This window comes from Actinoplanes subtropicus, from assembly GCF_000721705.1.
GTDB lineage: Bacteria > Actinomycetota > Actinomycetes > Mycobacteriales > Micromonosporaceae > Actinoplanes > Actinoplanes subtropicus.
Genome location: NZ_JOJL01000007.1, coordinates 13273 through 40096, shown reverse-complemented (window position 1 = coordinate 40096; position 26824 = coordinate 13273). Strand labels below are relative to the sequence as shown.

At 72.4% G+C, this 26824-nt stretch carries 22 protein-coding genes; 15 read left to right on the top strand and 7 right to left on the bottom strand.

All coding sequences use genetic code 11. The features are described 5' to 3' along the window. Window positions 1–3 precede the first annotated feature (3 nt). Window positions 4–567 carry a GNAT family N-acetyltransferase gene (locus IH26_RS0110795; protein ID WP_030436011.1) on the bottom strand — a complete coding sequence of 188 codons (564 nt, stop codon included), beginning with the start codon at window positions 565–567 and terminating at the stop codon, window positions 4–6. Window positions 568–614: 47 nt separating this feature from the next. Between IH26_RS0110795 and IH26_RS0110790 the strand changes: the two genes are divergently transcribed. The 6 genes from IH26_RS0110790 (at window position 615) to IH26_RS57830 (ending at window position 7064) form a co-directional block, all read left to right on the top strand. Further along, window positions 615–1832: a winged helix-turn-helix domain-containing protein gene (locus tag IH26_RS0110790; protein WP_030436010.1), complete on the top strand. Its 1218-nt coding sequence runs from the start codon at window positions 615–617 to the stop codon at window positions 1830–1832. 5 nt (window positions 1833–1837) lie between these two features. Continuing rightward, the gene (locus IH26_RS0110785; protein WP_245665103.1) at window positions 1838–2347 is read left to right on the top strand and encodes a DUF2752 domain-containing protein; all 510 of its coding nucleotides are present in this window, start codon (window positions 1838–1840) and stop codon (window positions 2345–2347) included. Between the two features lie 25 nt (window positions 2348–2372). Continuing rightward, window positions 2373–3266 carry a 4-hydroxy-tetrahydrodipicolinate synthase gene (gene dapA, locus IH26_RS0110780; RefSeq protein WP_030436008.1) on the top strand — a complete coding sequence of 298 codons (894 nt, stop codon included), beginning with the start codon at window positions 2373–2375 and terminating at the stop codon, window positions 3264–3266. Window positions 3267–3281: 15 nt separating this feature from the next. Further along, window positions 3282–4970 (top strand): ribonuclease J, encoded by a 1689-nt coding sequence (locus tag IH26_RS0110775; protein WP_030436007.1) that lies wholly within the window; start codon window positions 3282–3284, stop codon window positions 4968–4970. Window positions 4971–5047: 77 nt separating this feature from the next. Then, on the top strand, window positions 5048–6601 hold the full coding sequence (locus tag IH26_RS0110770) for a S1 family peptidase (protein ID WP_030436006.1): 1554 nt from the start codon (window positions 5048–5050) through the stop codon (window positions 6599–6601). A 49-nt stretch (window positions 6602–6650) separates the two neighbouring features. Next, the gene (locus tag IH26_RS57830) at window positions 6651–7064 is read left to right on the top strand and encodes a DUF2784 domain-containing protein (RefSeq protein ID WP_169789744.1); all 414 of its coding nucleotides are present in this window, start codon (window positions 6651–6653) and stop codon (window positions 7062–7064) included. Here the strand turns inward: IH26_RS57830 and IH26_RS0110765 are convergent. Further along, complete coding sequence (locus IH26_RS0110765) at window positions 6961–7362, bottom strand: type III secretion system chaperone family protein (RefSeq protein ID WP_034214845.1); 402 nt, start codon at window positions 7360–7362, stop codon at window positions 6961–6963. The genes IH26_RS57830 and IH26_RS0110765 overlap by 104 nt on opposite strands. 88 nt (window positions 7363–7450) lie before the next feature. Here IH26_RS0110765 and IH26_RS0110760 point away from each other — a divergent pair, with 88 nt between their 5' ends. Then, window positions 7451–9967, top strand: coding sequence for an FtsK/SpoIIIE family DNA translocase (locus IH26_RS0110760; protein ID WP_034214683.1), 2517 nt, complete (start codon window positions 7451–7453; stop codon window positions 9965–9967). On the opposite strand, the gene IH26_RS0110755 is transcribed toward IH26_RS0110760, so the two are convergent. Beyond that, on the bottom strand, window positions 9915–11177 hold the full coding sequence (locus IH26_RS0110755; RefSeq protein ID WP_030436003.1) for a DUF2029 domain-containing protein: 1263 nt from the start codon (window positions 11175–11177) through the stop codon (window positions 9915–9917). The genes IH26_RS0110760 and IH26_RS0110755 overlap by 53 nt on opposite strands. A 101-nt stretch (window positions 11178–11278) precedes the next feature. On the opposite strand from IH26_RS0110755, the gene rimO reads away from it, so the two are divergent. From rimO to pspM, 6 genes are all read left to right on the top strand, one after another. Next, complete coding sequence (rimO, locus tag IH26_RS0110750) at window positions 11279–12736, top strand: 30S ribosomal protein S12 methylthiotransferase RimO (protein WP_030436002.1); 1458 nt, start codon at window positions 11279–11281, stop codon at window positions 12734–12736. After that, on the top strand, window positions 12729–13325 hold the full coding sequence (gene pgsA, locus IH26_RS0110745) for a CDP-diacylglycerol--glycerol-3-phosphate 3-phosphatidyltransferase (RefSeq protein ID WP_030436001.1): 597 nt from the start codon (window positions 12729–12731) through the stop codon (window positions 13323–13325). The genes rimO and pgsA overlap by 8 nt, the downstream gene beginning before the upstream one ends. A gap of 9 nt (window positions 13326–13334) precedes the next feature. Continuing rightward, the gene (locus tag IH26_RS0110740; protein ID WP_030436000.1) at window positions 13335–13835 is read left to right on the top strand and encodes a CinA family protein; all 501 of its coding nucleotides are present in this window, start codon (window positions 13335–13337) and stop codon (window positions 13833–13835) included. A 157-nt stretch (window positions 13836–13992) separates the two neighbouring features. Next, on the top strand, window positions 13993–14385 hold the full coding sequence (locus IH26_RS0110735; RefSeq protein WP_030435999.1) for a helix-turn-helix domain-containing protein: 393 nt from the start codon (window positions 13993–13995) through the stop codon (window positions 14383–14385). A 241-nt stretch (window positions 14386–14626) separates the two neighbouring features. Beyond that, window positions 14627–15481, top strand: a complete 855-nt coding sequence (locus IH26_RS0110730) for a PspA/IM30 family protein (protein ID WP_030435998.1) — start codon at window positions 14627–14629, stop codon at window positions 15479–15481. 30 nt (window positions 15482–15511) lie between these two features. Further along, entirely contained in the window at window positions 15512–16279 is a 768-nt protein-coding gene (gene pspM / locus IH26_RS0110725) for a phage shock envelope stress response protein PspM (RefSeq protein WP_030435997.1), read from the top strand. On the opposite strand, the gene IH26_RS0110720 is transcribed toward pspM, so the two are convergent. Further along, window positions 16280–17065, bottom strand: a complete 786-nt coding sequence (locus tag IH26_RS0110720) for a DNA-formamidopyrimidine glycosylase family protein (protein ID WP_030435996.1) — start codon at window positions 17063–17065, stop codon at window positions 16280–16282. A gap of 17 nt (window positions 17066–17082) precedes the next feature. Next, window positions 17083–17874, bottom strand: a complete 792-nt coding sequence (locus IH26_RS0110715; protein WP_030435995.1) for an SAM hydrolase/SAM-dependent halogenase family protein — start codon at window positions 17872–17874, stop codon at window positions 17083–17085. 51 nt (window positions 17875–17925) lie between these two features. On the opposite strand from IH26_RS0110715, the gene IH26_RS0110710 reads away from it, so the two are divergent. Further along, window positions 17926–18852 (top strand): LLM class F420-dependent oxidoreductase, encoded by a 927-nt coding sequence (locus IH26_RS0110710; protein ID WP_030435994.1) that lies wholly within the window; start codon window positions 17926–17928, stop codon window positions 18850–18852. A gap of 19 nt (window positions 18853–18871) precedes the next feature. Here the strand turns inward: IH26_RS0110710 and IH26_RS0110705 are convergent, their stop codons facing one another. Then, window positions 18872–20770: a LamG-like jellyroll fold domain-containing protein gene (locus IH26_RS0110705; protein WP_084598809.1), complete on the bottom strand. Its 1899-nt coding sequence runs from the start codon at window positions 20768–20770 to the stop codon at window positions 18872–18874. 69 nt (window positions 20771–20839) lie between these two features. Here IH26_RS0110705 and IH26_RS55765 point away from each other — a divergent pair, with 69 nt between their 5' ends. Next, window positions 20840–21754 (top strand): hypothetical protein, encoded by a 915-nt coding sequence (locus tag IH26_RS55765; protein ID WP_051807940.1) that lies wholly within the window; start codon window positions 20840–20842, stop codon window positions 21752–21754. 417 nt (window positions 21755–22171) lie between these two features. Here IH26_RS55765 and IH26_RS0110695 read toward each other — a convergent pair whose 3' ends face one another. Further along, on the bottom strand, window positions 22172–26701 hold the full coding sequence (locus IH26_RS0110695) for an ATP-dependent helicase (RefSeq protein ID WP_030435991.1): 4530 nt from the start codon (window positions 26699–26701) through the stop codon (window positions 22172–22174). Window positions 26702–26824: the final 123 nt, after the last annotated feature.

Here is a 26824-nt window from a genome sequence, read left to right as displayed (position 1 = left end):
TGATCATTCTGCGCCCAGGTCGACGTGCAGCCGGAGCTGGGGGACGAGCATGTCGTCGACGTCGAGCGCGCGGCCGGCGCCGTCGGGGGACCAGCCGGCCGAGGCCAGGAACTTCTGGGTGGCCTGGTCCTGCTCGTAGGCCCAGGCCACGGCGTGCGTGAAACCGTCCTCGCGCCACAGGTCGACGGTCGCCGAGAGCAGCCGGCTGCCGTGGCCGCGGCGGCCCCAGCGCGGCTCGACCAGCAGGTCGGTGAAGGCGGCCACCTCCGCCGGCAGCGCCGGTTCCTCGGGGGCCTGGGCCTGCTCGTCGGCGGGGCCGGCGGCGGCGAAGCCGACCACCTCGGTGGCCGACTCGCCCTGCTCGACGGCGATCAGCACCCGGTGCCGCGGCGACGGGGGCCGCTCGATCGCCTCGAGCCAGGTGCGGGCCAGGAAGGCCTCGTCGAGGTTCGCCAGGACGTGCGCCGGGAACATCCGCCGGTACGCCGTGCGCCAGGTGGCGAGCTGGATGCGGGCGACCTCGGCCGCATCTTCGGGGCGGGCGGGGCGGACGAAACCGAGAGCCATGCGAGGAGCCTACTTTTTGTCGTACCCCTCCTCTAACGTGCGGGTCGATGGCACCCGAATCGCTCTCCGTCAGCCAGGCCCGGCGCATCGCGCTGGCGGCCCAGGGCTTCACTGATCCACGGCCGGGCGGCAGCACGGATATGCGCCACCTGCGCCGCGTGCTGCGCCGGCTGCACCTGATCCAGATGGATTCGGTGAATGTGTTGCAGCGCGCCCACTTCATGCCGCTCTACAGCCGCCTGGGGCCCTATCCGGTCGAGCTGCTGGAGCGGGCCGCCTACCGCAAGCCCCGCGAGCTGTTCGAGTTCTGGGGCCACGAGGCCTCGCTGATCACCACCGACCTGCAGCCGCTGTTCCGCTGGCGGATGGCCCGGGCGGCCGATTTCGCCTGGGGCAACATGCGACGGTTGGCGGCCGAGCAGCCCGAGCTGGTCGCCTGGGTGCTCGACGAGGTGCGCGGCCGGGGCCCGATCACGGCCGCCGAGATCGAGCACGACGCGCCCCGCCGCAAGGACCACTGGGGGTGGAACTGGTCGGTGGTGAAACAGGCCCTGGAGTGGCTGTTCTACACCGGTCAGGTGACCGCGGCCGAGCGGACGACGTCCTTCGCCCGCCGCTACGACCTGCCTTCTCGCGTCTTGCCCGCGGCGGTGCTGGAGGCGCCGACCCCGGCGTATCCGGATGCGATCCGGGCGCTGGTCGAGATGTCCGCCCGGGCGCTGGGGGTGGCGGCCGAGCCGGAGATCCGGGACTACTTCCGGCTGCCGGTCGACGGCTTCAAGCAGGCGATCTCGGAGCTCGTCGAGGACAAGGTGCTCATTCCGGTCAGCGTGCGGGGCTGGCGTGCCCCGGCCTACCTGCACAGCGCGGCCAAGGTCCCGCGCTGGGTGAAGGCGTCGACCCTGGTGAGCCCCTTCGACCCGTTGATCTGGGAGCGCGGCCGCACCGAGCGACTGTTCGATTTGTCCTATCGTATCGAGATATATGTGCCCGCGCCGCAGCGGCTCTACGGCTACTACGTCCTGCCGTTCCTGCTCGGTGATCGGTTTGCGGCCCGGGTCGATCTGAAGGCCGACCGGAAGGCCGGCGTGTTGCAGATCCCGGCCGCGTGGCTGGAGCCGGCCGCGGATCAGGAGGAGACCGCTGTCCACCTGGCGGCCGAGCTGCACCGGCTGGCCGGTTGGCTCGGGCTGGAGACGATCGCGGCTCCGATCAAGGGCGACTTCGCGGGCCCGCTGGGTGCTGCCCTCGCCGGTGTACCGTGACGCTCATGACCCTGGCAGATGAGCCCATGCAGGGTCCGGCCCTGCCTCCGGAGTGGGCGGCGCCCCGGCCCGACGTGGTCACCCGGTTCGTCCAGCGCGCCTGGACCAGGTCGCCGGTCTGGGCCGCGCCGGTCGCGATGCTGGTCTGCATGTCCGGCTCGATCGGTTACACGCTGGCCACCCACCCGACCGAGGCGGGCGCCGGCGACGCCCCGACCTGCCTGCTGAAATACACCACCGGCTTCGTCTGCCCGGGCTGCGGCGGCACCCGCGCCGCGTGGTATCTGCTGCACGGCAACATCCCGGCCGCCGCCCGGCACCACGCGATCTTCACATTCGCGGTGCCGTTCCTGCTGTACATGTACGTCGCCTGGGCCGGGAAGCGGCTCTTCAACTGGAAGCTGCCGCAGCTCACCGTCGGTCCGCGTACGATGATCGCATTCGTGGCGGTCTGGGGCGTCTGGAGCGTGCTGCGTAACCTGCCCTGGGCCCCGTTCACCGCTTTCTACGTCTGACCGGCCCGTCCGATAGGTTGTGGGTATGACGCACGACCCGCGACCCTTCGGACGGCTGCTGACCGCCATGGTCACCCCGTTCGCCCCGGACGGCTCCCTCGACGTCGAGGGCGCGGCGAAACTGGCCACCTACCTGGTCGACGAGCAGCGCAACGACGCGCTCGTGATCAGCGGCACCACCGGCGAGTCCCCGACCACCACCGACGCGGAGAAGGAGACGCTGCTCCGCGCGGTGATCGAGGCGGTCGGCGACCGGGCCCGGGTGGTGGCCGGGGTCGGCACCAACAACACGGCGCACACCGTCGAGCTGGCGCATGCCGCGCAGAAGGCGGGCGCGCACGGCCTGCTCGTGGTGACGCCGTATTACAACAAACCGCCGCAGGCCGGCGTGGCCAAGCATTTCCGGACCGTGGCCGAGGCGACCGACCTGCCGATCATCGTCTACGACATCCCGCACCGGGCCGGCACGGCGATCGCCACCGAGACCATGTGCCGGATCGCCGAGCACGAGCGGATCGTCGCGGTCAAGGACGCCAAGGGCGACCTCGTCGCCTCCTCCTGGGTCACCAGCCGCACCGATCTCGCCTACTACTCCGGTGACGACGCGGCGACCCTGCCGCTGCTGTCGATCGGCGGGGTCGGGCTGGTCGGCACGTCCACCCATTTCACCGGGCCGATCGCCAAAGACATGATCGAGGCGTACGAGCGCGGCGACGTCGCCGCCGCCCTGACCCTGCACCGGCAGGCGTTGCCGCTGTTCACCGGCATCTTCCGGGCGCCCGGCACCATGCTGGTGAAGGCCGGCCTGCGTGCCCGCGGCCTGCCCGCCGGCCCGGTGCGGTCCCCGCTGGTCGACGCCGGCGACGAAGAACTGAACCAGTTGCGCGAGGACGCGGCGAAAGCCGGCATCGTCCTCTGATCGAGAAAGACGCGAATGAGTCAAGCCCATATGGAGCTGGATCCACCACCGCCGCTGCCGGAAGGCGCCCTGCGCGTCATCCCGCTCGGCGGCCTCGGGGCCATCGGCCGCAACATGACCGTGCTCGAGTTCGACGGCAAGCTGCTGATCATCGACTGCGGGGTGCTCTTCCCCGACGTCGAGCAGCCCGGCGTCGATCTCATCCTGCCCGACTTCACCCCGATCCTCGGCCGGCTGGATGACGTCCAGGCGATCGTGCTCACCCACGGCCACGAGGACCACATCGGCGCCGTGCCGTACCTGCTGGCGCACAAGGCGGACATCCCGCTGGTCGGCTCGGAGTTCACGCTGGCGCTGGTCGAGGCCAAGCTGGCCGAGCGGCGCCTCGACCCGTACACGCTGACCGTGCGCGAGGGGCAGACCGAGCGGCTCGGGCCGTTCGAGTGCGAGTTCTTCGCGGTCAACCACTCCATCCCGGACGCGCTGGCGGTGGCCGTGCGGACGCCGGCCGGCCTGGTGCTGCACACCGGCGACTTCAAGATGGACCAGGTGCCGCTGGACGGCCGGATCACCGACCTGGCCGGCTTCGCCCGGCTCGGCGCCGAGGGCGTCGACCTGCTGCTGTCCGACTCGACCAACGCCGAGGTGCCCGGCTTCGTGGCCCCCGAGCGGGACATCGGCCCGGTGCTCAGCTCGATCTTCGGCAAGGCCCGCGGCCGGATCATCGTGGCCAGCTTCGCCTCGCACGTGCACCGCGTCCAGCAGGTGATGGACGCCGCCTGGGAGTACGACCGCAAGGTCGCGCTGATCGGCCGCTCGATGGTCCGCAACATGGGCATCGCCCGCGACCTCGGCCTGCTGCACATCCCGGACGGCCTGCTGGTCAGCCTGGACGAGGCGACCAACCTGCCGGGCGACGAGATCGTCTTCATGTCCACCGGGTCGCAGGGTGAGCCGATGAGCGCGCTCGGCCGGATGGCGACCGGCGACCACCGGCACATCACCATCGAACCGGGCGACACCGTCGTGCTGGCCAGCTCGCTGGTGCCGGGCAACGAGACCTCGGTCTACCGGGTGATCAACCGGCTCTCCCGGGCCGGCGCCACGGTGGTCCACAAGGAGACCGCGAAGGTGCACGTCTCCGGCCACGCGCCGGCCGGCGAACTGTTGTTCCTGCTCAACGTGGTACGCCCGAGCAACCTCATGCCGGTGCACGGCGAGTGGCGGCACCTGCGCGCGCACGCCCAGCTCGGCATCGAGTCGGGCGTGGCGGCCGACCGGGTGGTGCTCTGCGAGGACGGCGACGTGGTCGACCTGGTCGAGGGGCACGCGCGGCACGTCGGCCGGGTGGCCAACCGCTACGTGTACGTGGACGGCCTCGCGGTCGGCGACGTCAGCGAGTCGCTGCTCACCGAGCGGCGGATCCTCGGCGACGGCGGCTTCATCTCGGCCACCGTGGTGATCGACTCGGTGACCGGCAAGGTGGTCGGCGAGCCGAACATCTCCGCGAAGGGCTTCTCCGAGGACCCGCAGGCGTTCAGCCCGGTCATCCCGTTGCTCACCGCCGCGCTGCACAGGTCGGCCGAGGACGGCATCACCGACACCCACCAGTTGCAGCAGGTCGTGCGGCGTACGGTGGGCCGCTGGGTGAACGACGCGTATCGACGCCGGCCGATGATTGTGCCGACCGTCGTCGAGGTCTGAACCTTCCGTCCGCTTCGTCCGTACCTCTTGTCACGGTGCCGCCCCCACGGCACCCCGTGGCGAGGGGAGTTCCTCAGATGCAGCGCAGACGGATCGCCGTGGCGGCGGCGGTCGTGGCGGCCGCCGGGGCAGCGGTGGCGTTCACCCTGCCCTCGATGGCCGGCACGACGCCGTCGTCCACCAAGCCGGCGTCCACCAGGTCCGGCGTGGCTCCGCAGATTCTCGCGGCCATGCAGCGCGACCTCGGGCTGGACGGCGATCAGGCGACGGCCCGGCTCAAGCGCGCGAAATGGGCCAGCGGGGTCTCGGCCACGCTTGCGGCGAAGACCGGTTCGGACTTCGGCGGCGCGTGGCTGGCGACCGACGGCACCACCCTGAAGGTCGCGGTGACCAACGCGGGCGCGGCCGACGCCGTACGCGCGGCCGGCGCGGTGCCGGTCATGGTCAAGCGGAGCGAGCAGACGCTCGACGCGGCGAAGGAGAAGCTCGACGCGGTACGCGCCGACGCTGCCGGGGTGTCCGGCTGGTACGTCGACGTCAAGACCAACAAGCTGGTCGTGGTGGCCAAGCCAGGCCGGACCGCGGCGGCGAAGAGCCTGGCCGCGGAGGCCGGCGTCAAGACCGACGCGGTGAGCGTGCTGACCAGCCCGGCCACGCCGAAGCCGCTCGCCGGGACCGACCTGCACGGCGCGGACCCGTACTTCATCTCGCTGGCCGAGGGCACCGCGCGCTGCTCGATCGGCTTCGCGGTGCAGGGCGGCTTCGTGACCGCCGGGCACTGCGGCAGCGCCGGCGACCAGACCTTCGACCAGAACCAGGTCGCGATGGGCTCGGTCAAGGCGTCGATCTTCCCGGGCGACAACGACGAGGGCTTCGTGCAGGTGACCAACGGCGACTCGCTGCAGCCGTTCGTCAACGACTTCAAGGGCAACCTGCTGCCGGTGGCCGGCAGCACCGAGGCCCCGGTGGGCGCGGCCGTCTGCCGCTCCGGCTCCACCAGCGGCACGCACTGCGGCACCATCGAGGCGAAGAACCAGACGGTGGTCTACCCGGAGGGCGCGGTCACCGGCCTGACCCGGACCAACGCGTGCGCCGAGTCCGGCGACTCGGGCGGCCCGTGGCTCGCCGGCGACCAGGCCCAGGGCGTCACCTCCGGCGGCTCGGGCGACTGCACGACCGGCGGCGAGACGTTCTTCCAGCCGGTCAACGAGATCCTGGCGATCAACAACCTGACGCTGCTGACGACCGGTGGCGACGCCTCTACTCCGCCGAGTTCCGCGCCGACCGAGGAGCCCAGCACCGCGCCGACCGACGCCGCCGACGCCTGCGCGAACCTCCCGGTGCAGGCCCAGGGCTCGCTCAACCGGGCCGGGCAGGCGCAGGCCATCCCGGGCAACGGCGCCTTCCGGGCCAACGCCGGCCGGCAGGTCGCCTGCCTTGACGCCCCCGCCGGCGCCGACTTCGACCTGTTCCTGCAGCGGCACACCGCCACCGGGTTCCGCACGGTGGCCAAGGCCACCGGGACCGGCGACAAGACGCTGAGCGCGAACCTGCGCTCGGGCGTCTACCGGTACGTGGTCGTGGCCTCGGCCGGCAGCGGCGCGTACACCCTGGGGTTCGCCGCCCCGTGACCGCGGCCGGGGCGGGGCGCGGATGGGCGTCCCGCCTTACCGTGGAGTTGTGTTCTTCGAAGCCGTCGCGTACGTCGCCGTGGGCCTGCACTTCGCTTTCCTGGCCCTGGGACTGCTCGGCGGCTTCGCCGCGTGGCGCTGGCCGTGGCTGATCTGGTTCCAGGTCGCCGCGGCCGCGTGGCTCGTGCTGGTCGTGGCGGCGAGCCTGCCCTGCCCGCTCACCTGGGCGGAGGACCGGGCCCGCGCGCACGCCGGCCTGCCCGCGCACGAGGGCGGCTTCCTCGCCAACCACGTCGCCGGGGTCTTCTACCCCCACGGGCAGGAGCGGACCGCCCAGATCGTGGCCGCCGTGGTGGTGCTCAGTTCGTGGGCCGGCTTTGCTTCAGTTCGGCGACGGCGTCGGCAAGCTGGCAACCCGTCGCGATCCCGCAGACGATCACCTGATCGAGTTGCTCGGCCGTGACGCCCTTCTCCCAGTCGGCGATCACCTCGCCGACCACGTTGACCGTGCCGTCGTCCTGCACGTGCACGTACGCCTTGGGCCAGAGCCGGTCGTGGTTCCAGGCGTTGCAGAACTCGTAGAGCCGCACCACGTCCTCCATCCCGAAGACGTGCTGCACCATGGCGCGCACCTGGAGCATCTCGTTGTTCTCGCCGATCTGGAAGAAGTAGACGAGGTTCCCCTGGAAGTTGCCGAGAACATCACCGTCCTCGTCGACCATGTAGGCGTAGTCACGCGCGTCGAGCACCGACTTGATCAGTTCATGGGTAAGAGCCTGCACTTGATCGAGGGTAACGCCGCGGTGCGCCTGCGCGGTCCGGGTGTCCATCGACGCTACGGTGTATTCCATGGCGGGCCGAACTCCGCCGGCGAAGGCGAGCCGGGGCCGTGCCACGTCGACGCGTGGCGCCGCGACGCCGCGTGCCCGGAAGGCGGCACCGCGCAAGGCCGCGGCCCGGCGCGCGCCCGCCCGTCCGGTCCGAAGAGCCCGTCCCTCGGTGGGCGCCGTCGTCGCCGGTGGCGTCGGGCGGGGCATCGGCGCGCTCTGGATGGGTGTCGCGCACGGCGTCGGCTGGGTCGCCCGCGGCGTCGGCAAGCAGGCCGCCACCGCCAAGGAGATCGACCCCGAGCATCGCCGCGACGGCGCCGGCCTGCTCATGCTGGGCCTGGCCATCCTGATCGGGGTCGCGGTCTGGGCGGGCAGCGCCGGCCCGGTCGGCAAGTGGCTGGCCGACGCGATCCGGCTGTTCTTCGGCGGGCTGGCCGTGTTCCTCCCGCTGCTGCTGCTCTACGGCGCGATCCGGCTGATGCGCCGCCCGGGCGACCCCGAGCACCGCGGCCGCAGCCTGGTCGGCTGGAGCGCGATCATCCTGTCCACCGCGGCGCTGCTGCACATCGCCCAGAAACCGGCCGACGACCTGGCCGTGGACAAGGCGGGCGGCCTGCTCGGCTACGGCGTGGGCGGGGTGCTGGAGAGTTCGGTGACCGCCTGGGTCGCCGTACCGCTGCTGGTGTTGCTGTTCGTCTTCGGCCTGCTGGTGATCACCGCGACGCCGATCAACCGGATCCCCGAGCGGGTGATGCTGCTGGTCGACGTCATGCTCGGGCGCTCGACCGAGCGCGCGCCGCTGCCCGACATCGATCTCGACCTGGAAGACCTCGACGAGGACGGCGAGGACGGCGAGCCGCTCCAGCCCCGGCGCCCGGCGAGGCGCCGGCAGGGCTCCCTGGCCGACATCGGGCTGGCGCCCGACGAACCCGAAATTTCCGACAACGACGACATTGAGCATGACGTCGTCCCGATCCCGAAAATTCCGAAAAGTCGGAAAAAGGCCGCGCCGGACCACTCGCCGCTGCCGACCCGCGCCGAGCAGTTGGAGATCACGGCGCTGGAAGGGGACTACCACCTTCCGCCCCCGAGCCTGCTGGCCGAGGGTACCCCGGCGAAGGCCCGCAGCCGCGCCAACGACGAGGTGATGGCCGCGCTGGCCACGGTCTTCGACCAGTTCAACGTCGACGCCGTGGTCACCGGCTTCACCCGCGGCCCGACGGTCACCCGCTACGAGGTCGAGGTCGGCCCGGGCGTCAAGGTCGAGCGGATCACCCAGCTCTCCCGCAACATCGCGTACGCGGTGAAGTCCGCCGACGTGCGCATCCTCAGCCCGATCCCGGGCAAGAGCGCGGTCGGCGTGGAGATCCCGAACACCGACCCGGAGAACGTCTCGCTCGGCGACGTGCTGCGCTCCCGGGCCGCGACCAGCGACCATCACCCGATGGTGGTCGCCCTCGGGAAGGACATCGAGGGCGGCTTCGTGGTGGCCAACCTGGCCAAGATGCCGCACATCCTGATCGCCGGCGCGACCGGTGCGGGCAAGAGCTCGTGTCTCAACTCGCTGCTGGTGTCGCTGCTGACCCGGGCCACGCCGGACGAGGTGCGGCTGCTGCTGGTCGACCCGAAACGGGTGGAGATGACCGCGTACGAGGGGATCCCGCACCTCGTCACGCCGATCGTCACGAACCCGAAGAAGGCCGCCGACGCGCTGGAGTGGGTCGTCGGCGAGATGGACATGCGCTACGACGACCTCGCGGCCAACGGCGTACGCCACATCGACGACTTCAACCGCAAGGTGCGCAACGGCGAGATCACCGCGCCGCCCGGCAGCGAGCGGGAGATGAAGCCGTACCCGTACCTGCTGGTGATCGTCGACGAGCTCGCCGACCTGATGATGGTCGCCCCGCGCGACGTCGAGGACTCGGTCGTCCGGATCACCCAGCTGGCCCGGGCGGCCGGCATCCACCTCGTGCTGGCCACCCAGCGCCCGTCGGTCGACGTGGTGACCGGCCTGATCAAGGCCAACGTCCCGTCCCGGCTCGCGTTCGCGACGAGCTCGCTCGCGGACAGCCGGGTCATCCTCGACCAGCCGGGCGCCGAGAAGCTGCTCGGCCGCGGCGACGGCCTCTTCCTGCCGATGGGCGCCTCCAAGCCGACCCGCATCCAGGGTGCGTGGGTCGACGAGAAGGAGATCGCGGCGGTCGTCAAGTTCTGCCGCGACCAGCGCGAGCCGGAGTTCCGCGAGGGCGTCACCGACGCGCCGCCGAGCAAGAAGAAGCAGATCGACGAGGAGATCGGCGACGACCTCGACCTGCTGCTGCAGGCGATCGAGCTGGTGGTGACCAGTCAGTTCGGCTCGACCTCGATGCTGCAGCGCAAGCTGCGGGTCGGTTTCGCGAAGGCCGGCCGCCTGATGGACCTGATGGAGCAGCGCGACATCGTCGGGCCCTCGGAGGGCAGCAAGGCGCGCGACGTGCTGGTCAAGCCCGACGGGCTGGAAGAGGCGCTAGCCGCTCTCCGCCTGGACGACTGATCTCGTCCTCGAGCTCCTCGGGAGTGTCCGGGATCTCCGTGCTTTCAAGGTGCTGGGTTGATTCAAGATCAAGAGCATCCTTGAGTACGTGGTGAAGCACCGTCACCAGGGCGGCGAGCATGAGCGTCGCCGGGACGGTCAGCGGCAGCATCTGCGGCGTGCGGCCGCCGAACAGGAAGGGCTCCAGGCTGATCAGCGACGCCGCCTGCACCAGGAGCGGGACCGGCCACAGCCGTGGCTTGTGGATCGCCAGCAGCACCGTGGTGACGTCGGCCAGGAAGAAGTAGCGCTCGTGCATGCCCGGCAGCAGGAACGGCATCGCGATCGCGAACAGCGCCGCGTAGGTGACCAGCCGGTCCCGAGTGATCTGGACATTCCGGATTATCAGGACGTAGAGGATGCCGAGGATCAGGGCGGCCGTGAAGATGTAGCCGAGCACCCGGACCGTCTCGGCGCGGCGGCCCGCCTCGATGAAGGCGTACACGCTGGGCGCCCGCAGGGTCAGCCCCTCGACGTGCACCGCCTGCCGGCCCATGTCGTAGACGGTGAGCAGGTCCATCGGGGACCGGCCGGCCAGCAGGGCGGGGACGTCCAGCACCGCGAAGACGGCGGGGACCGTCAGTAACGTACGCCAGGGAAGTCGCCCACCCAGCGCGAGCAGCAGCAGGAGCGGGAAGATGAAGATCCCCTGTGGCTTGATCGCCAGGGACACCGCGCACAGCGTGACCGCCACCCAGGGCCGCTCGCGCATCAGGAAGTAGACCCCGCCCAGCGCGAAGCTCGCCCACATGGCGTCCATCTGGCCGTACCAGGAGGCGTTGATCACGACAGTGGGCAGCAGCAGCATCGCCAGCCCGGCCGCGGCCGGCGCCCGACGTCCCTCGAACCGCAAACCCACAATCTGGTACGTGAAATATGCTAGTAACACATCGAACAGCACGAAGATCGCTTTGATCTTGACGAGCAGCGACCCGGGCAGGTAGATGACGGCGGCCAGCAGGTACAGGAACGGCGCGTTGTAGTTGCCGATCTGCTGGCCGATCCCGCGCCAGCCGCCGGCCGCGCGCATCTGGTCGACCCACTGCATGAAGATCGTGGTGTCGTTCGTCTTGATGAACCAGCCGGCCCGGCGGGCCAGGACGGCGAGCGAGGCCAGCGCGGCGAGCAGCACCCACTCCGCGTACGGCGGCGGTTTTCTGACGTTCGGCATGATGCTGAGTATTACGAGCGGAAGGGCGCGTCCGATCAATTCCGGCGTTCCCGGCCGTGCGGGGGAACGGCGGCGCGCGGTCGCCCGGTAACCTTTGGCAAGTGTCAGTGACTCCTTCGCCGCGTCGTGTTGCTCTGCTCACCCTGGGCTGCGCCCGTAACGAGGTCGACTCGGAGGAGCTCGCCGCCCGCCTCGACGCCGGCGGCTGGCAGGTGAGCACCGACGCCACCGGGGCCGATGTGGTGCTCGTCAACACCTGCGGCTTCGTGGAGAAGGCGAAACAGGACTCGATCGAGACGCTGCTCGCCGCCGCGGACACCGGCGCCAAGGTGGTCGCGGCCGGCTGCATGGCCGAGCGGTACGGCAAGGAGCTGGCCGAGAGCCTCCCCGAGGCGCAGGCCGTGCTCGGCTTCGACGACTACGCCGACATCGCCGCCCGGCTCGACGGGGTGCTGGCCGGCGAGCGGTTCGACGCGCACACCCCGCGCGACCGCCGCGAGCTGCTGCCGATCACTCCCGTACAGCGCCAGGCGGCCCGGGTGGTGATCCCCGGGCACGCGACCGTGGACGAGCACACCCCCGCCCACCTGCGGAGCGTTCTGCGCCGCCGGCTCGACTCCGGCCCGGTCGCCTCGCTGAAGCTGGCCAGCGGCTGCGACCGGCGCTGCTCGTTCTGCGCGATCCCGGCGTTCCGCGGCGCGTTCGTCTCCCGCGACCCCCAGGAGCTGCTGGCCGAGGCCGAGTGGCTGGCCGGGACGGGCGTGCGCGAGCTGGTGCTGGTCAGCGAGAACAGCACCTCGTACGGCAAGGACCTGGGCGACCCGCGCGCGCTGGAGAAACTGCTGCCCCAGCTGGCCGCGGTCGCCGGCATCGTCCGGGTGCGGGCCAGCTACCTGCAGCCCGCCGAGACCCGGCCCGGCCTGGTCGAGGTGATCGCCACCACCCCGGGCGTGGCCGCCTACTACGATCTCAGCTTCCAGCACTCCAGCGAGCCGGTGCTGCGCCGGATGCGCCGCTTCGGCTCGACCGAGCGCTTCCTGGAGCTGCTCGACGCGGCCCGCGCGCTGGCCCCGGCGGCCGGCGCCCGCAGCAACTTCATCGTCGGCTTCCCCGGCGAAACCCGGCAGGATGTCGACGAGCTGGTCCGCTTCCTCACCGACGCCCGGCTGGATGCGATCGGCGTCTTCGACTACAGCGACGAGGACGGCACCGAGGCGGCCGGCCTGCCCGGCAAGGTCCGCGAGGAGACGATCAAACGCCGCTACGACCGCCTGGTGTCGCTGGCCGACGAGCTGTGCGCCCAGCGGGCCGAGGAACGGCTCGGCTCGCTGGTCGAGGTGCTGGTCGACACGGTCGCCGGCGGCGAGGTCGAGGGCCGCGCCGAGCACCAGGCCCCCGAGGTCGACGGCTCCACTACGCTCGTCTCGGGGGACACCGGCGTAGACCTTGAAAAGTTGGTGCCCGGCGATCTCGTCCGGGCCCGGGTGACCGCCACGGAAGGCGTCGACCTGATCGCCGTGCCGGTCGAGATGATCGACGCGGTAGCTACGCGTGGCTGACGAGCCGGTCCCCGCGACGGCAGCCAAGGTCGTTTCGCCCTACAACCCGGCGAACGTCCTGACCGTGCTGCGGATCGTGCTGGTCCCGGTGTTCGTGGTGATCGTGATCGCCTCGGGTCTGACCGGCAGTGGCGCCCGGATAGCCGCCTGCCTCGTGTTCTGCCTGGCCTCGGCGACCGACTTCGTGGACGGCTGGATCGCCCGGAAGTGGTCGCTGGTCACCTCGTTCGGCAAGGTCGCCGACCCGATCGCGGACAAGGCGCTGACCGGCACGGCGCTGATCCTGCTGTCCGCGTACGACCGGCTGCCGTGGTGGGTGACGATCGCCATCCTGGTCCGCGAGTGGGGTGTGACGGCGCTGCGCTTCTGGGTCATCCGGTACGGCATCATCCCGGCCAGCCGCGGCGGCAAGCTCAAGACCGTGCTGCAGATCGCCGCGATCGCCTGGTACCTGTGGCCGATGCCGCACCCGCTCGACCTGGTCGGCCCGTGGCTGATGGGCGCCGCCCTGATCGTGACCGTGGTCACCGGCGGCGACTATCTGCTCCAAGCGCTCCGTCTGCGCCGCGATCATCAAGCCAAGCAATAGGATCGAGTCGTGGATCTCACCGAGACGGGCCGCGTGGCTGCCGACGCGGTCCATCGCCTGGTGGACCGGGGCGAGACGGTGGCCACCGCCGAGTCGCTGACCGGCGGGCTGGTGGCGGCCACGATCGTGGAGATCCCCGGGGTGAGCGCGGTCTTCCGGGGCGGCCTGGTCGTCTACGCGACAGATCTGAAGGCGCAGCTGGCCGACGTCCCCGAGGAACTGCTCGCCGAGCGCGGGCCGGTCGATCCGGACGTCGCGGCGGCGCTGGCGGCCGGCGCCCGGCAGCGCTGCGGCGCCGACTGGGGCCTGGCCACCACCGGGGTGGCCGGTCCGGATGCGCAGGACGGCAAGCCGGTCGGGCTGGTCTACGTCGCCGTCCGGGGGCCGGGCCACTCGGCCGTCCGTGAGCTGCGGCTCGAGGGAAATCGGGACGCCGTCCGCACCGAAAGTGTGACGCGCGTACTACAGCTGCTGTCGGAAACCCTGCGGGAGGCGTCGAAACCCGCCTGAGCTGGGGAATGTTCCAGTGATCTCGGTTGTTGGACCGAGGTCCCGCCCGGGGGGTCCCCCGGAATTCGGCGGGGCGGGATGTCGGCGTCGCCGGCAACGGGTACGGTTGCGGGAAGCCTCCGGCGCGTGCCGGCGGCCCGCCGCAGGAGGAGGTGCCATGGTCCTGCTACGCCGGGTGATCGGCGACGCACTTCGGGCGCGCCGGCAGGGACAGCACCGCACGCTGCGCGAGGTGTCCACCGCCGCGAATGTCAGCCTGGGGTATCTGTCCGAGATCGAGCGCGGCCAGAAGGAAGCGTCGAGCGAGCTTCTCGCCGCGATCTGTGATGCGCTGGGCGCGCGCCTGTCCGAGGTGCTCGGCGAGGTCAGCGATACGCTGCTGCTCGCCGAGGAGATGGAGGGCGTGCTTCTTCCGGTCGAGGGAAAGGCCGAGGGGAAGCCGGTCGCCCGCGAGGGGGAGGTTTCCGTCTCGGTGCGCCAGGATTCGCCGCTCAAGGCGACTCTGCGGGCCACCCGGAAACCCCAGCGCGAAGTGGTGTATGCCGCCTAGATCGTCGCAGTCTCACCAGGGCCGGGCCGCTGTGAAGCGGTCCGGCCCTGCGCGTCTTCGGTGTCCGCTCCGGGGATCGACCCTGACCCGGACAGCGGCGTAGCCTCGAACCGTTGGGGGAGACCCTGAGATCCCCCGGAGGCCACGTGACGCCGGTGGCGGTGAGCTGTCACGATGGTGGTCACGCCATCGCTTCGTCGGTGGCGCCGAAGACTGAGCGACATTGAGGGGATACCGCGAGATGGCGAACCCGTTCGTCAAGGGCTGGCGTTACATGATGGCGCTCTTCGGTGCGAAGATCGACGAGTACGCCGACCCGAAGGTGCAGATCCAGCAGGCCATCGAGGACGCGCAGCGGCAGCACCAGGCGCTCGTGCAGCAGGCCGCGGCGGTGATCGGCAACCAGCGCCAGCTGGAGATGAAGCTGTCCCGCCAGATGTCCGAGGTCGAGAAACTGCAGGGCATGGCCCGTCAGGCTCTGGTATTGGCCGACAAGGCGCGCGCCGACGGCAACGAGTCCGAGGCCCAGAAATACGAGTCGACCGCGACGACGCTCGCCACCCAGCTGGTCTCCGGCGAGCAGTCGATGGAAGACCTGAAGACGCTGCACGACCAGGCGCTCGCCGCGGCCGGCCAGGCCCGCAAGGCGGTGGAGAACAACGCGATGGTGCTGCAGCAGCGCATCGCCGAGCGCTCCCGCCTGCTCAGCCAGCTCGAGCAGGCCAAGATGCAGGAGACGGTGGCCAAGTCGCTCGAGTCGATGTCGTCGCTCGCCGCGCCCGGCAACACGCCGTCGCTCGACGAGGTCCGCGACAAGATCGAGCAGCGGTACGCGAACGCGATGGGCCGGGCCGAGCTCGCGTCCAACTCGGTCGAGGGCCGCATGCTCGAGGTGCAGAAATCGAGCCTCGACCTGGCCGGCCAGTCCCGGCTCGAGCAGATCCGGGCGAGCATGGCCGGGGAGAAGCTCGGCGCCGCGCCCAGCCAGCCCGCGGTCGAGTCGGCCCCGGCGGCCGACCCGGCGAGCGTGGCCCGGCTCGACGAGATCCGCGCCAGCATGAACCAGAAGCGGGGCGACACCACCGCGGCCGGCTGAGCGGCCCGAAGTCAGCGGGGAGGACGAGCGGTGGACGAGCGGACCAGATATTTCCGGCGGCTCCGGAAGCTGCGCAATTCGGCGCGGCGGTGGAGCGTGCTGGGCGGTGGCCTGGTGGCGGCCACCGCGGTCCTCACTCCGTATTCGGGGATAGGCATCGCCGACGCGATCTGGGCCGGCGCGGCCGGCTCCTCGGTCGCGCTCGCCTGGTGGCGGTGGAGCGACCATCGTGCGCTCGCCGCCCTCCCGCCGCCGCCCCCGCCCGACCCGGCGCTGACCGGCCAGCGGCTGACCGCCGCGATCGAGCGGTTCCCGGCCGGCCGTACGGTGCTGAACGAGGTGCGCCGGCAGAAAAACCGGTACGCCCTGCGCGGCTCGGCGATCACCCAGGCGTGGGATCGGCTGGATCGTGCCTCGGCCACCCTGACCGGCTTGGCCGGCCGGCTGACCGGGCCCGGCGAGGCGGCGCTGCTCGAGGCGGCCGTGTCCGAGCAGTGGCTGCGGGATCTCGGGCAGCGGGTGGCGAGCGTCGAGCGGGCCATCCCGCTGAGCCCGGCCGGCGGCCCGCGCGCCGCCCTCGAGGAGTCGCATGCGGCCCTCGCCGAGCAGTTCACCGCGGGCGTCACGGCGTTCGAGCAGCTGGTGGCCGCGGCCGCCAGTTATGTCGCCGAGGACGGCCACCCGGTCACCGACGGCCCGCACCCGGCGCTGTCCAGCCTGATCGACGCCACCGACCGGCTGCGCGGCCTGGCCGAGGGGCTCGCCGAACTCAAGCGCCCGACGGCCACGCAGTTGTAGCTACTCGGCCTGGCACCGCGGGCACCAGTATGTGACGCGTTCATCCTGATCGGCCTTCTTGATGGCGGTGCCGCACCGCCGGCACGGGAGAGCGCGTCGTCCGTACACATAGGTCGTTTCGCCGCGGCGTAACGAGCCGGTGGTGGACTGCGTCCAGCGGCCCTTGTTCGAGGCCACCAGTTTCTGCGCGAGCGTCACCACGCCGGGCAGGTCGGGCACCTCGGCGACCGGTGTCCACGGCCACAGTCCACGTAGGAACATCGTCTCGGCCTTGTAGAGGTTGCCCACCCCGGCGAGGTTGCGCTGGTCGAGCAGCGCCTCGGCGATGGTCGCCGCCGGCTTGGCCGCGATCCGCCGCGCCGCCTCGGCCGGGTCCCAGTCCGGGCCGAGCAGGTCCGGGCCGAGGTGCCCGACCAGCGACTCCTCGTCGGCCGTGGGCACCTGCGTGACGTCGTGCAGGTGGTAGCCGACCAGCACCGACCGCGCGGTCCGCAGCACCACCCGGATCAGGTGCGCCGGCCGGCCGGACCAGCGTTCGCCCGGCGCGTACGCCCGCCACGCGCCGTCCATCCGCAGGTGCGAGTGCAGGGTGAGCGGCTTCTCGCCCGCCCGGGTGAGCCGCAGCAGCAGGTGCTTGCCGCGGCTGGCCGACTCGGCGACGGTCCAGCCGGCCAGGTCGGCGGTGGCCAGCCGCGGCACTCGGAAGTCGCTGCCGGTCAGGACGTCGCCGACCAGGGCACGCTCGAGCACCCGGGCCGTGTTCCACACGGTGTCACCCTCGGGCATGGCTCCATCATCTCGCGCTATCGGCGCTCGGCGATCCGGACGGTGTCGCCGGGGCGGACCGAGAGGACGACCACGGCCCGGCCGTTGTTCACCGCGATCGCGACGAAGCCGGCCGAGTCCTCGTACACCAGCAGCTCGCCGCGCTCGACGTCGGCGAACGTGGTGCCCCGTCGGGCCCGCACCGAGCCGTTGACGAGCAGCTCGTGGCCCAGCCCGGCCAGCACGTCGCCGGTGGCCGCGAGCTGCACGTTGCCGAAGCGGTCGACGGTGCCGACCTCGGACTCGATCCAGCCGTCGCCGATCGTGACCAGCGGGTCGGGCAGCCGGATCAGGTCGGCCGGGTCGATCGCCGGGCCGGCGTCGACCGGGCTGGCGCCGAGCGAGAGATGCGCGCCGGCCGGGGCGAACACGTCGCGCCCGTGGAAGGTGCGGGCCACCGTGCCCAGCTGCCAGTCCTTGTTGGCCAGTTCGAAGGCGCGGTCGACGCCGCCGAGCGCGTCGGCCGCCCAGATCAGCAGCCCGTTGTCCGGACCGACCAGCAGGCCGCCCGGGGTCTCGAGGACCAGACCGCGGCGGGCCGTGCCGACGCCCGGGTCGACCACCGCGACGTGCACCGAGGGCGGCAGGTGCGGCGCGGTCTGGGCGAGCACTGCGGCGCCGCGCGTCACGTCGGCCGGGGGCACGTGGTGGGTCACGTCGATGACGCGTACGGCGGGCGCGACGCGCGCGATCGTTCCGTGGCACGCCGCGACGAAACCGTCGAACGTCCCGTAGTCGGTGGTGAGGCTGATCCATTCATATCCGGCCATGGTGGCCAACGTTACTGCCCCGGCACGCTTCGTGTGTGGCAGGTTGGACCTGTGCGTCTTGTGATCTTTACGGAGCCCCAGCAGGGGGCCACCCACGGCGACCTGACCCGGGTCGCGCGGACCGCGGAGGCGGCCGGCTTCGACGGCTTCTTCCGCTCCGACCACTACCTGGCGATGGGCGTGCCGGGCGAGCCCGGGCCGACCGACGCCTGGGTGACGCTGGGCGCGCTCGCCGTGCAGACGTCCCGCATCCGGCTCGGCACGCTGGTCACCTCGGCCACGTTCCGGCTGCCCGGGCCGCTGGCGATCGCGGTGGCCCAGGTCGACGAGATGAGCGGCGGCCGGGTCGAGCTGGGCCTGGGCGGCGGCTGGTTCGAGCGGGAGCACGCCGCGTACGGCATCCCGTTCCCGGCGGTCGGTGAGCGGTTCGACCGGCTCGAGGAGCAGCTGGAGATCGTCACCGGCCTGTGGTCGACGCCGGCCGGCGCGACCTTCGACTTCCACGGCAAGCACTACGACCTGAGTGACTCGCCGGCGCTGCCGAAGCCGGTGCAGTCACCGCGCCCGCCGGTGATCGTGGGCGGACACGGCAGGAAGCGCACGCCGTCGCTGGCGGCGCGCTTCGCCGACGAGTTCAACGTCCCGTTCGCGCCGGTCTCCGAGGTCGCGCCGACCTTCGAGCGCGTCCGCCAGGCCTGCGCGGCGATCGGTCGCGAGACGCCGCCGGTCTTCTCGGCCGCGGTCGAGACGGTGGTGGGCCGGGACGACGCCGAGGTGCGGCGCCGGGCCGCCGCCATCGGCGCCGATGCCGGCGAGCTGCGCGCCAAGGGCGCGGCGGTGGGCACGCCCGGCGAGGTGGTCGAGGTGATTCGGCGGTACGCCGAGGCCGGCGCGACCCGTCTGTTCCTCCAGACGATGGACGTCACCGACCTCGACCACATCGAGCTGATCGCCTCGACCGTCGCCGCGCAGCTCTGAAACCTCCTGCCGGCCCGGGTCAGGCTTTCAGGAACTGATCCGGGCGCAGGGCCCGGCCGACGATCCGTACGTCGCCCAGCCAGCCGTAGTAGGCCTGCTCGACGATGTCGGCGTAGTGGTAGGCGCCGACCAGCCACGGCTTGCCCGCGGTCGCCAGGCCGATCGCGGGGGTGGACGGATTGCGGACGACCGGGCAGCCGTCCACGTACATGATGGTGTGTTTTCCGTCGTTGACCACGGCGACGTGCCACCACTTGCCGAGCGGGAGCAGGTGGCTCCAGTTCGTCGACATCCGGTTCTGGTTGCGGGGGAAGACCGCCCACTGCAGCTCGGCGACGGAGGAGAGGTTGAGGCAGCCGGCGGGCTCGGACGGGTCGTCCCCGGTCTTGCCGGCGTCGCCGCCGGTGCCCATCCGGGTGAGCACCCCGCACCAGGCGTGCGCGTCGCCGAAGTCGGCCGGCAGCTTGACGAACGTCTCGATGGTGTAGCCGCGGTCGAGGGTGAGGGCGTTCAACGGCGCGCCGTCGGCCGTACGCAGGTAGGCGCCCCGCGCCGGCTTCTTGCCGCCCCGGAACCGCAGGCTGGCGTGCGCCGGCTGGTCCGGGTGGTGATCGTCGGACCAGGTCAGCGTGTCCGGGCCGCCGGACAGCTCGACCCGGGTGAGGTCGTTGCGGTTGCCGGAGAGGTCCGGGATCACGCCGCCCACCGCGCCGCCGGTCGCCTGGTCGAACCGCCAGTAGGCGAGCGTACCCGGCACCAGCACCGCCTTGGCCGGCCGCGCGGGCCGGGCCGGCGCCGCGCCGAACCGGGTGGCGAAGTCGATGTCGATGCTGAACCGGTTGGTCGGGCCGGTCAGCTGCACCTCCAGCTCGGCGAGCTCGTCGCGCTTCTCGGCGGCCATGCCGAGGAAGTACGGCGAGATCGTCTCGACGTCCACGCAGCCGCGTGCGAGGTCGAACCGGTACAGCCGGATCATCGCCCCGCCGCCGTAGTAGCGGTCCTGGTAGTTGGTGATGTGGACGTGCACGTCGTGGCCGGCGTCGTTCTTCAGCACGGTGCGTCCCGGCGGCCAGAAGTGCCCGTTGAGGGTCAGGAAGACCCGGTCGTTGCGGGCGATGAACTGGTCCCACAGCTGCCGGCCGAAGTCGGACAGGTGCGCCTCGCCGTCATCGTCGGCGAACGCGATCTCGTGGGTCGTGAGGATCACCGGCAGCGCCGGGTGCTGGTCGAGCACCGACTGCGCCCAGGCGATGCCGGCCGCGCTCGGCCGCCAGTCGAGGGCGAGCACCAGCCACTGCCGGCCGCCGGCGGTGAAGAGGTGGTAGCTGTTGTAGCCGTCCGGGCTGGCCCCGCTCGTCACCCCGCTTCTCGCCCCGCGGAAGCGCTTCGGTCCGAAGGTCTGCAGGTACGGGCTGTCGCCGCGGCTGTCGTCGGTGCCCGAGTCGATGTCGTGGTTGCCGGCCAGCACGCTGTACGCGGCCCCGGCCCGGTCGAGCCGCTCGAACGCCTTGCCGATCGAGGCGAACTCGCTGGCCAGGCCGTTCTGGGTGAGGTCGCCGAGGTGGGACAGGAAGACGATGTTCTCGTCCTCGGCGTGGTCCAGGATCCAGCGCAGCGACGCCTCCAGCGGGCGGGAGTCGCCGCGGTCCTCGTCGAACAGGTACTGGGTGTCCGGTATGACCACGAGCGTGAAGCGCGGGCTGTCGCAGTCGTTCTGGAAGGTGCCGCGAGGGTTCGCCTCGGCGGCGGCAGCCGGCAACGCGGCGGTGGCCATCGCGCCCGCGCCGAGCAGACCGGCGGCGCGCAGCAGGCCCCGCCGGCTGGCCCGCGGAGTGGTGTCGCCGTGTTCGTGCAGGTCGGCGCAGTTCGCCGACGACGACAGGGCGTGCTGGAGACAGGAATCGCCATGATCGTGCATGCGGTCACTGTGGGCACCCGACCCGACCGTGCCCATAACAGCTGGCGAACGGCGAATTACTGTTGAGCCATGGGGCTGTACGTCGCGAAGGATCGGAACCGGACGGTCGTCTCCCGGACCGGCCTCCGCGTGCCCGGCGGGCGCGGCCTCCGCGTGCCCGGCGGGCGCCGGGTGCGCCGGGCGTGGGGTTCCCTGGCCGAGGAGCGGGTGCCCGGCCACCAGGTGCGGGTCGATCCGACACTGCCGACGATTTTGGTCATCGGGCTGCCGACGATCGTGGCGGTGCTGGCCGTTCTGCGGTATTTCGGGCCGATGATGGCGCTCGTGGCCGGTTTGGTGGTTCTGTGCCTCACCGGCTTCCTGGTGCCCCGGTTCGTCCGGCGCTACCTCGTGCGGCGCCATCTCGGCCGGCGCGGGATCGTCGGGCTCGAGGGCGGCATCGAGCTCACGGCCGCGGCCGAGCGGACCGCCTTCGACCGGGCCGTGACCGTCGCCGATCGGGTGGCGAAGACCTGGCCGGCGCTCGACGGCCTGATCGACGTGCCGGAGGCGGAAAATCTGCTGGCCGAGGCGCTGTGGGAGATCGCCGGCGGCCTGGCCCGCCGCCAGGAACTGAAGGCGGTGCTGGCCCAGCTGACCCGGCCCGACTTCGCCGCGGCGCCCCCGGCCGACGCCACCGCGGCCAAGCTCCAGACCCAGATCCGCGCCACCAAGGAGGCGCTCTCGGCCGTCGAGATCGACCTGGCCGGCCGCCTGGCGAGCCTGGGACGCGCCGAGGAAGCCGGGCGCACCCTCATCCGCGAGCGCGAGATGCACGAGGCCATCCGAGCCGCCGAGCGCTCCCTGGCCACCACCTCACCCGACCCGGCCACGGCCGCCGCGCCCGCTTCCGACCCGGCCGCCGACCTGGCCGAACACACGCACCTGGTGCTCACCGCCTACCGCGAACTGACCACCACCCTCCACCCGGACGACCGCCCCTGACCGCCGCCCCGTTTGCGCCGGTGGCCGTTTACGCTCGGCGGCCGTTTGCGTGTGGCAGCCGTCCTGTGCCCGGCGGCTGTTTGGGCGCGGCGGCCGTTTGCGTGTGGCAGCCGTCCTGTGCCCGGCGGCCGTTTGCGCGTGGCAGCCGTCCTGTGCCCGGCGGCGGTTTCGGCTCGGCGGCCGTTTGCGCGTGGCAGCCGTCTTGCGCCCGGCGGCGGTTTGGGCGCGGCGGTCCTTTGCGCGTGGCAGCCGTCTTGCGCGCGGCGGCCGTTTGCGTGTGGCAGCCGTTTTGCGCTCGGCGGCCGTTTGCGCGTGGCAGCCGTCTTGCGCGCGGCGCCTCTCACCCCGCGCAGGCGCAGCGTCCGACCTGTGGCTCCTCCCGTCCCCGCAGGCGCAGCCCCCGGCCTGCGGCGCTTCTCACCCGCGCAGGCGCAGCCCCCGAGGTGTCGCGCGGAAGCCGGCCGCGGTCAGCGCGTCGCGCAGCGGGGACGCGTGCACCGCCTCGCCGTCCGCCCGCTCGACCGACATCGCGCCCAGCGCACCCGAGCGCACCGCCTCGCCCAGCCCTCGCCCGGCCGCGATCAGCGCCTCCGGATCGTCCACGAACGACAGCAGCGTGCGGCCACCCCGTTCCACATAGAGCACCAGCTCGCCGCCGACCAGCACCACCAGCGCCCCCGCCTTGCGTCCCGGCCGGTGGCCGGCACGGGTCGTCGCCTCCCCGTCCCCGCTGTCGATCACCCGCTCGGGCCAGCCCAGCGCCGCGCCGTACGGGTTCGCCGGATCGGTCGCCGCCAGCACCTGAGCCGTCCCCGCCCGCCGGGACAACTCCTCCGGATCGGCCAGCGCCCGCAACCGGTCGACCGCCCCCGGCACCGCGAACTGCGCCGCCCCCAGGCCCTCGACGAAATACCCCCGGCGGGCCGCACCGCGCTCCTCCAGCGCGCCCAGCACCGGATAGACCGCCGCGAAGCCGCCGGTCACCCCCTCGGCCATCACCGCGCCGCGGGTGACCACGCCGTGCCGCTCCAGCAGCAGGTCGGCCAGGGCGGCCGCCCGGCGGGTCGGGTCGAGGTCGCGCTCGGGCAGCCGGGACCAGCGACCCGCCATGTTCGGCGGCCCGCCGCGGGCCGGCAGCACCGCGCGCCCCGGCCGCCGGTAGCGGGTGCGGGCCGGGGCCGGTTTCGCCCGGTGCGCGCCGCTCCCGCCGAGCAGCGCGCGCAGCGGGGCGAGCGTGTCGTTGGTCAGGTGCCCGGCCCACACCAGATCCCACACCGCGGCCGACAACTCGGCGTCGTCGGTGGCGCCCAGCCGGTCGGAGAGGTTGCGGAAGAACAGCGCCTGCCCGTCCCCGAGCGCATCGAGGATCCGCTGGTGCAGCGGGGTGAGCGCGAGCTCGTCGTCAGGCGGGGGCAGCAGCAGCGGCGCGCTGTCGGCCCAGGCCAGCGTGACCCAGCCGTCGTTGCCGCTGATCGAGCCGGACCCGGCCCAGAGCACGTCGCCGCCCGCGCACAGCTCGTCGAGCATCGGCGGCGCAAAGTCGGCGACCCGGGCCGGCAGCACCAGCCTTTCCCACGCGGAGGCCGGCACCGCGATGCCCTGCAGCTGCTCGATCGAGGCGGCCACCGCGTCCACCCCGCGCGCGTTGCCGCCGATCTGGTGCCAGCGAGGCAGGAACGCGGCCAGCACCCGCGGCGGCACCGGCTCGATCTCGCGGCGCAGCGCGGCCAGCGACCGGCGCCGCAGCATCCGCAGCACCTCGGCGTCGCACCACTCGCTGCCGGCGCCGCCCGGGGTGAACTCGCCGCTCGCGACCCGGCCGGTGGCGCTGAGCCGCTTGAGCGCCTGCTCCACCACGAAGACGCCGAGCCCGAACCGGGCGGCGCAGGTCGCCGCCGGGAACGGCCCGTGCGTGCGGGCATACCGTGCGACCAGGTCGCCGAGCGGGTCGGCCACCGGCGACAGATACGCCTCCGGCAGCCCGACCGGCAGCGCCACGCCGAGCGCGTCCCGATAGCGGCCGGCGTCGTCGATGCCGATCCAGCGCTCCTCGCCGGCCACCCGCACCCGGATCGCCCGGCGCGCCGCCTCGAGCTCCAGCACCCAGGCCTCGTCCACGCCGCGGGCCGCGAGCTCGGTCGGCGACAGGTCGCCGAGCAGGCGCAGCAGCTCGGCCGTGTCCTCGGCGTCGCGGGGCTGGCGGCGACTGGTCAGCCACTGCAGTTGCGCCTCGGTCTCGGCCACCACCGCCGGGTCGAGCAGCTCGCGCAGGTCCACCCGGCCGAGCAGCTCGCCGAGCAGCGTCGAGTCGAGCGCGAGCGCGGCGGCGCGCCGCTCGGCGAGGGGCGCGTCCCCCTCGTACAGGAAAGCTCCGACATAGCCGAACAGCAGCGAGCGGGCGAACGGCGACGGCCGCGGCGTCTCCACCTCGACCAGCCGCACCTTGCGGCCGGACACCTCGCGCATCAACCCGACCAGGCCGGGCACGTCGAAGACATCTTGCAGGCACTCGCGGGCCGCCTCCAGCGTGACCGGGAAGTCGGCGAACTCGCGGGCCACGTCGAGCAGCTGGGCGGCGCGCTGCCGCTGCTGCCAGAGCGGCTGGCGACGACGCGGGTCACGGCGGGGCAGCAGCAGCGAGCGGGCCGCGCATTCGCGGAACCGGGACGCGAACAGCGCCGACGTGCCGACCGACTCCTCCACCAGCTGGGCGATCTCCTCGGGGTCGAACGCCACCAGCTCGGCGCCCGGCGGCTCCTCGGCGGTGTCCGGCAAGCGCACCACGATGCCGTCGTCGGAGGGCATGACCTGGCCGTCCACGCCGTACCGCTCGGACAGCCGGCGGGCGATCGCGAGCGACCAGGGCGCGTTGACCCGGGCGCCGAGCACACAGTGTACGGTCATCCGCCAGTCGCCCAGCTCGTCGCGGAAGCGCTCGACCACGACCGTACGGTCGTCGGGCAGGTGCCGGGTCGCCTCCCGCTGCTCGCGAAGGTACGCCACCAGGTTGTCGGCCGCCCACTCGTCCAGCCCGGCCTCGCGCAGCGTGGCGGTGGCCGACTCGTCACCGGCCTTGGCGAGGGTGCGCAGTTGCTTGCCGATCGCCCGGCCCAGCTCGATCGGCCGGCCCAGGCTGTCGCCCTTCCAGAACGGCATCCGGGCCGGGGCGCCGGGCGCGGGCGAGACCAGCACCCGGTCGGGGGTGATGTCCTCGATCCGCCACGAGGTCGAGCCGAGCAGGAAGACGTCGCTGACGCGCGACTCGTACACCATCTCCTCGTCGAGCTCGCCGACCCGGGCCGCGCGCTCGGCGCCGGCCAGGAAGACGCCGAACATGCCCCGGTCGGGAATGGTGCCGCCGCTGGTCACCGCGAGCCGCTGGGCGCCCGGCCGGCCGGTGAGCACGTCGGCGCCGCGGTCCCAGACCAGGCGCGGGCGCAGCTCGGCGAAGGCGGTCGACGGATAGCGCCCGGAGAGCATGTCGAGCACCGCGTGCAGTGCCGACTCGGGCAGCTCGGCGAACGGCGCGGCCCGCCGGACCAGCGCGGCCAGCTCGTCGACCTGCCACGGGTCCAGCGCGACCATCGCCACGATCTGCTGGGCGAGCACGTCGAGCGGGTTGCGGGGATAGCGCAGCTCCTCGATCGCGCCGGCGCCCATCCGCTCGGCCACCACGGCGCAGGAGACCAGGTCGCCCCGGTGTTTCGGGAAGACCACCCCGCGGGACACCGCGCCCACCTGGTGACCGGCCCGGCCGATGCGCTGCAGGCCGGCCGCGACCGAGGGCGGCGCCTCGATCTGCACGACCAGGTCGACCGAGCCCATGTCGATGCCGAGCTCGAGGCTCGAGGTGGCGACCACGGCCGGCAGCCGGCCGGATTTCAGCGCTTCCTCGATCTGTTTGCGCTCCTCGCGGGAGACGCTGCCGTGATGCGCGCGGGCCACCACCGGCGGGGCGCCGCCCGCCTGCCCGGCCTGCGCCATGATCTCGGCCGGCGATCGGGCCGGCACCGGCAGGACCTCGCCCGCTCGCTCGGCGGCCAGCTCGTTGATCCGGGCGCAGAGCCGCTCGGCGCCGCGCCGCGAGTTGGTGAAGACGATGGTCGAGCGGTGCGCCTGGATCAGGTCGAGCACCCGTTCCTCGACCGCCGGCCAGATCGACGGGGTGTGCCGGCCGCCGCCCGGGTCGTCGGGGTCCACGTCGGGCACCTCGTCGAGACGCGTCATGTCCTCGACCGGGACCTCGACGGTCACCTCGATGGTCTTGGCGCTGGGCGGCTGGACGATCGTCACGTCGTGCCCGCCGCCGAGGAAGCGGGCGGTCTCGTCGATCGGGCGGACCGTGGCGGACAGGCCGATGCGCTGGGCCGGGCGGGGGAGCAGCGCGTCGAGCCGCTCCAGGGAGAGCGCCAGGTGGGCGCCGCGCTTGGTGGCGGCGACCGCGTGCACCTCGTCGACGATCACCGTCTCGACGCCGCGCAGCGACTCCCGCGCGGCCGAGGTGAGCAGCAGGAACAGCGACTCGGGGGTGGTGATCAGGATATCCGGCGGGGTGCGGGCGAACAGCCGCCGCTCGTCGGCCGGGGTATCGCCCGTACGCATCGCGACGGCGATTTCCGGCGGCGGTATGCCGAGGCGGCCGGACGCCTGCCGGATGCCGGTGAGCGGAGCCCGCAGGTTGCGCTCGACGTCGACCGCGAGCGCCTTGAGCGGGCTGACATAGAGGACCCGGCAGCGGTGTTTCGGATCCTTCGGCGCCGGCTCGTGGGCCAGCCGATCGAGCGACCAGAGGAAGGCGGCCAGGGTCTTGCCGGAGCCGGTCGGGGCCACCACCAGGGCATTACGGCGGGCGCCGATCGCCTGCCACGCCCCGGCCTGGGCCGCGGTGGGCGCGGCGAAAGCCGCCGTGAACCACTCCCGGGTGGCCCGGCCGAAACCCTCCAGCACGTCTCGCACCCGACCATCCTCTCTCGGGGGTACGACAAAAAACCGCGGAGAGACGAGGGTCTATCGGTCGGACAGCGGGATTTACTGCCACGGCGGACCATGGTGAGGTCAACAAAGCCAGGC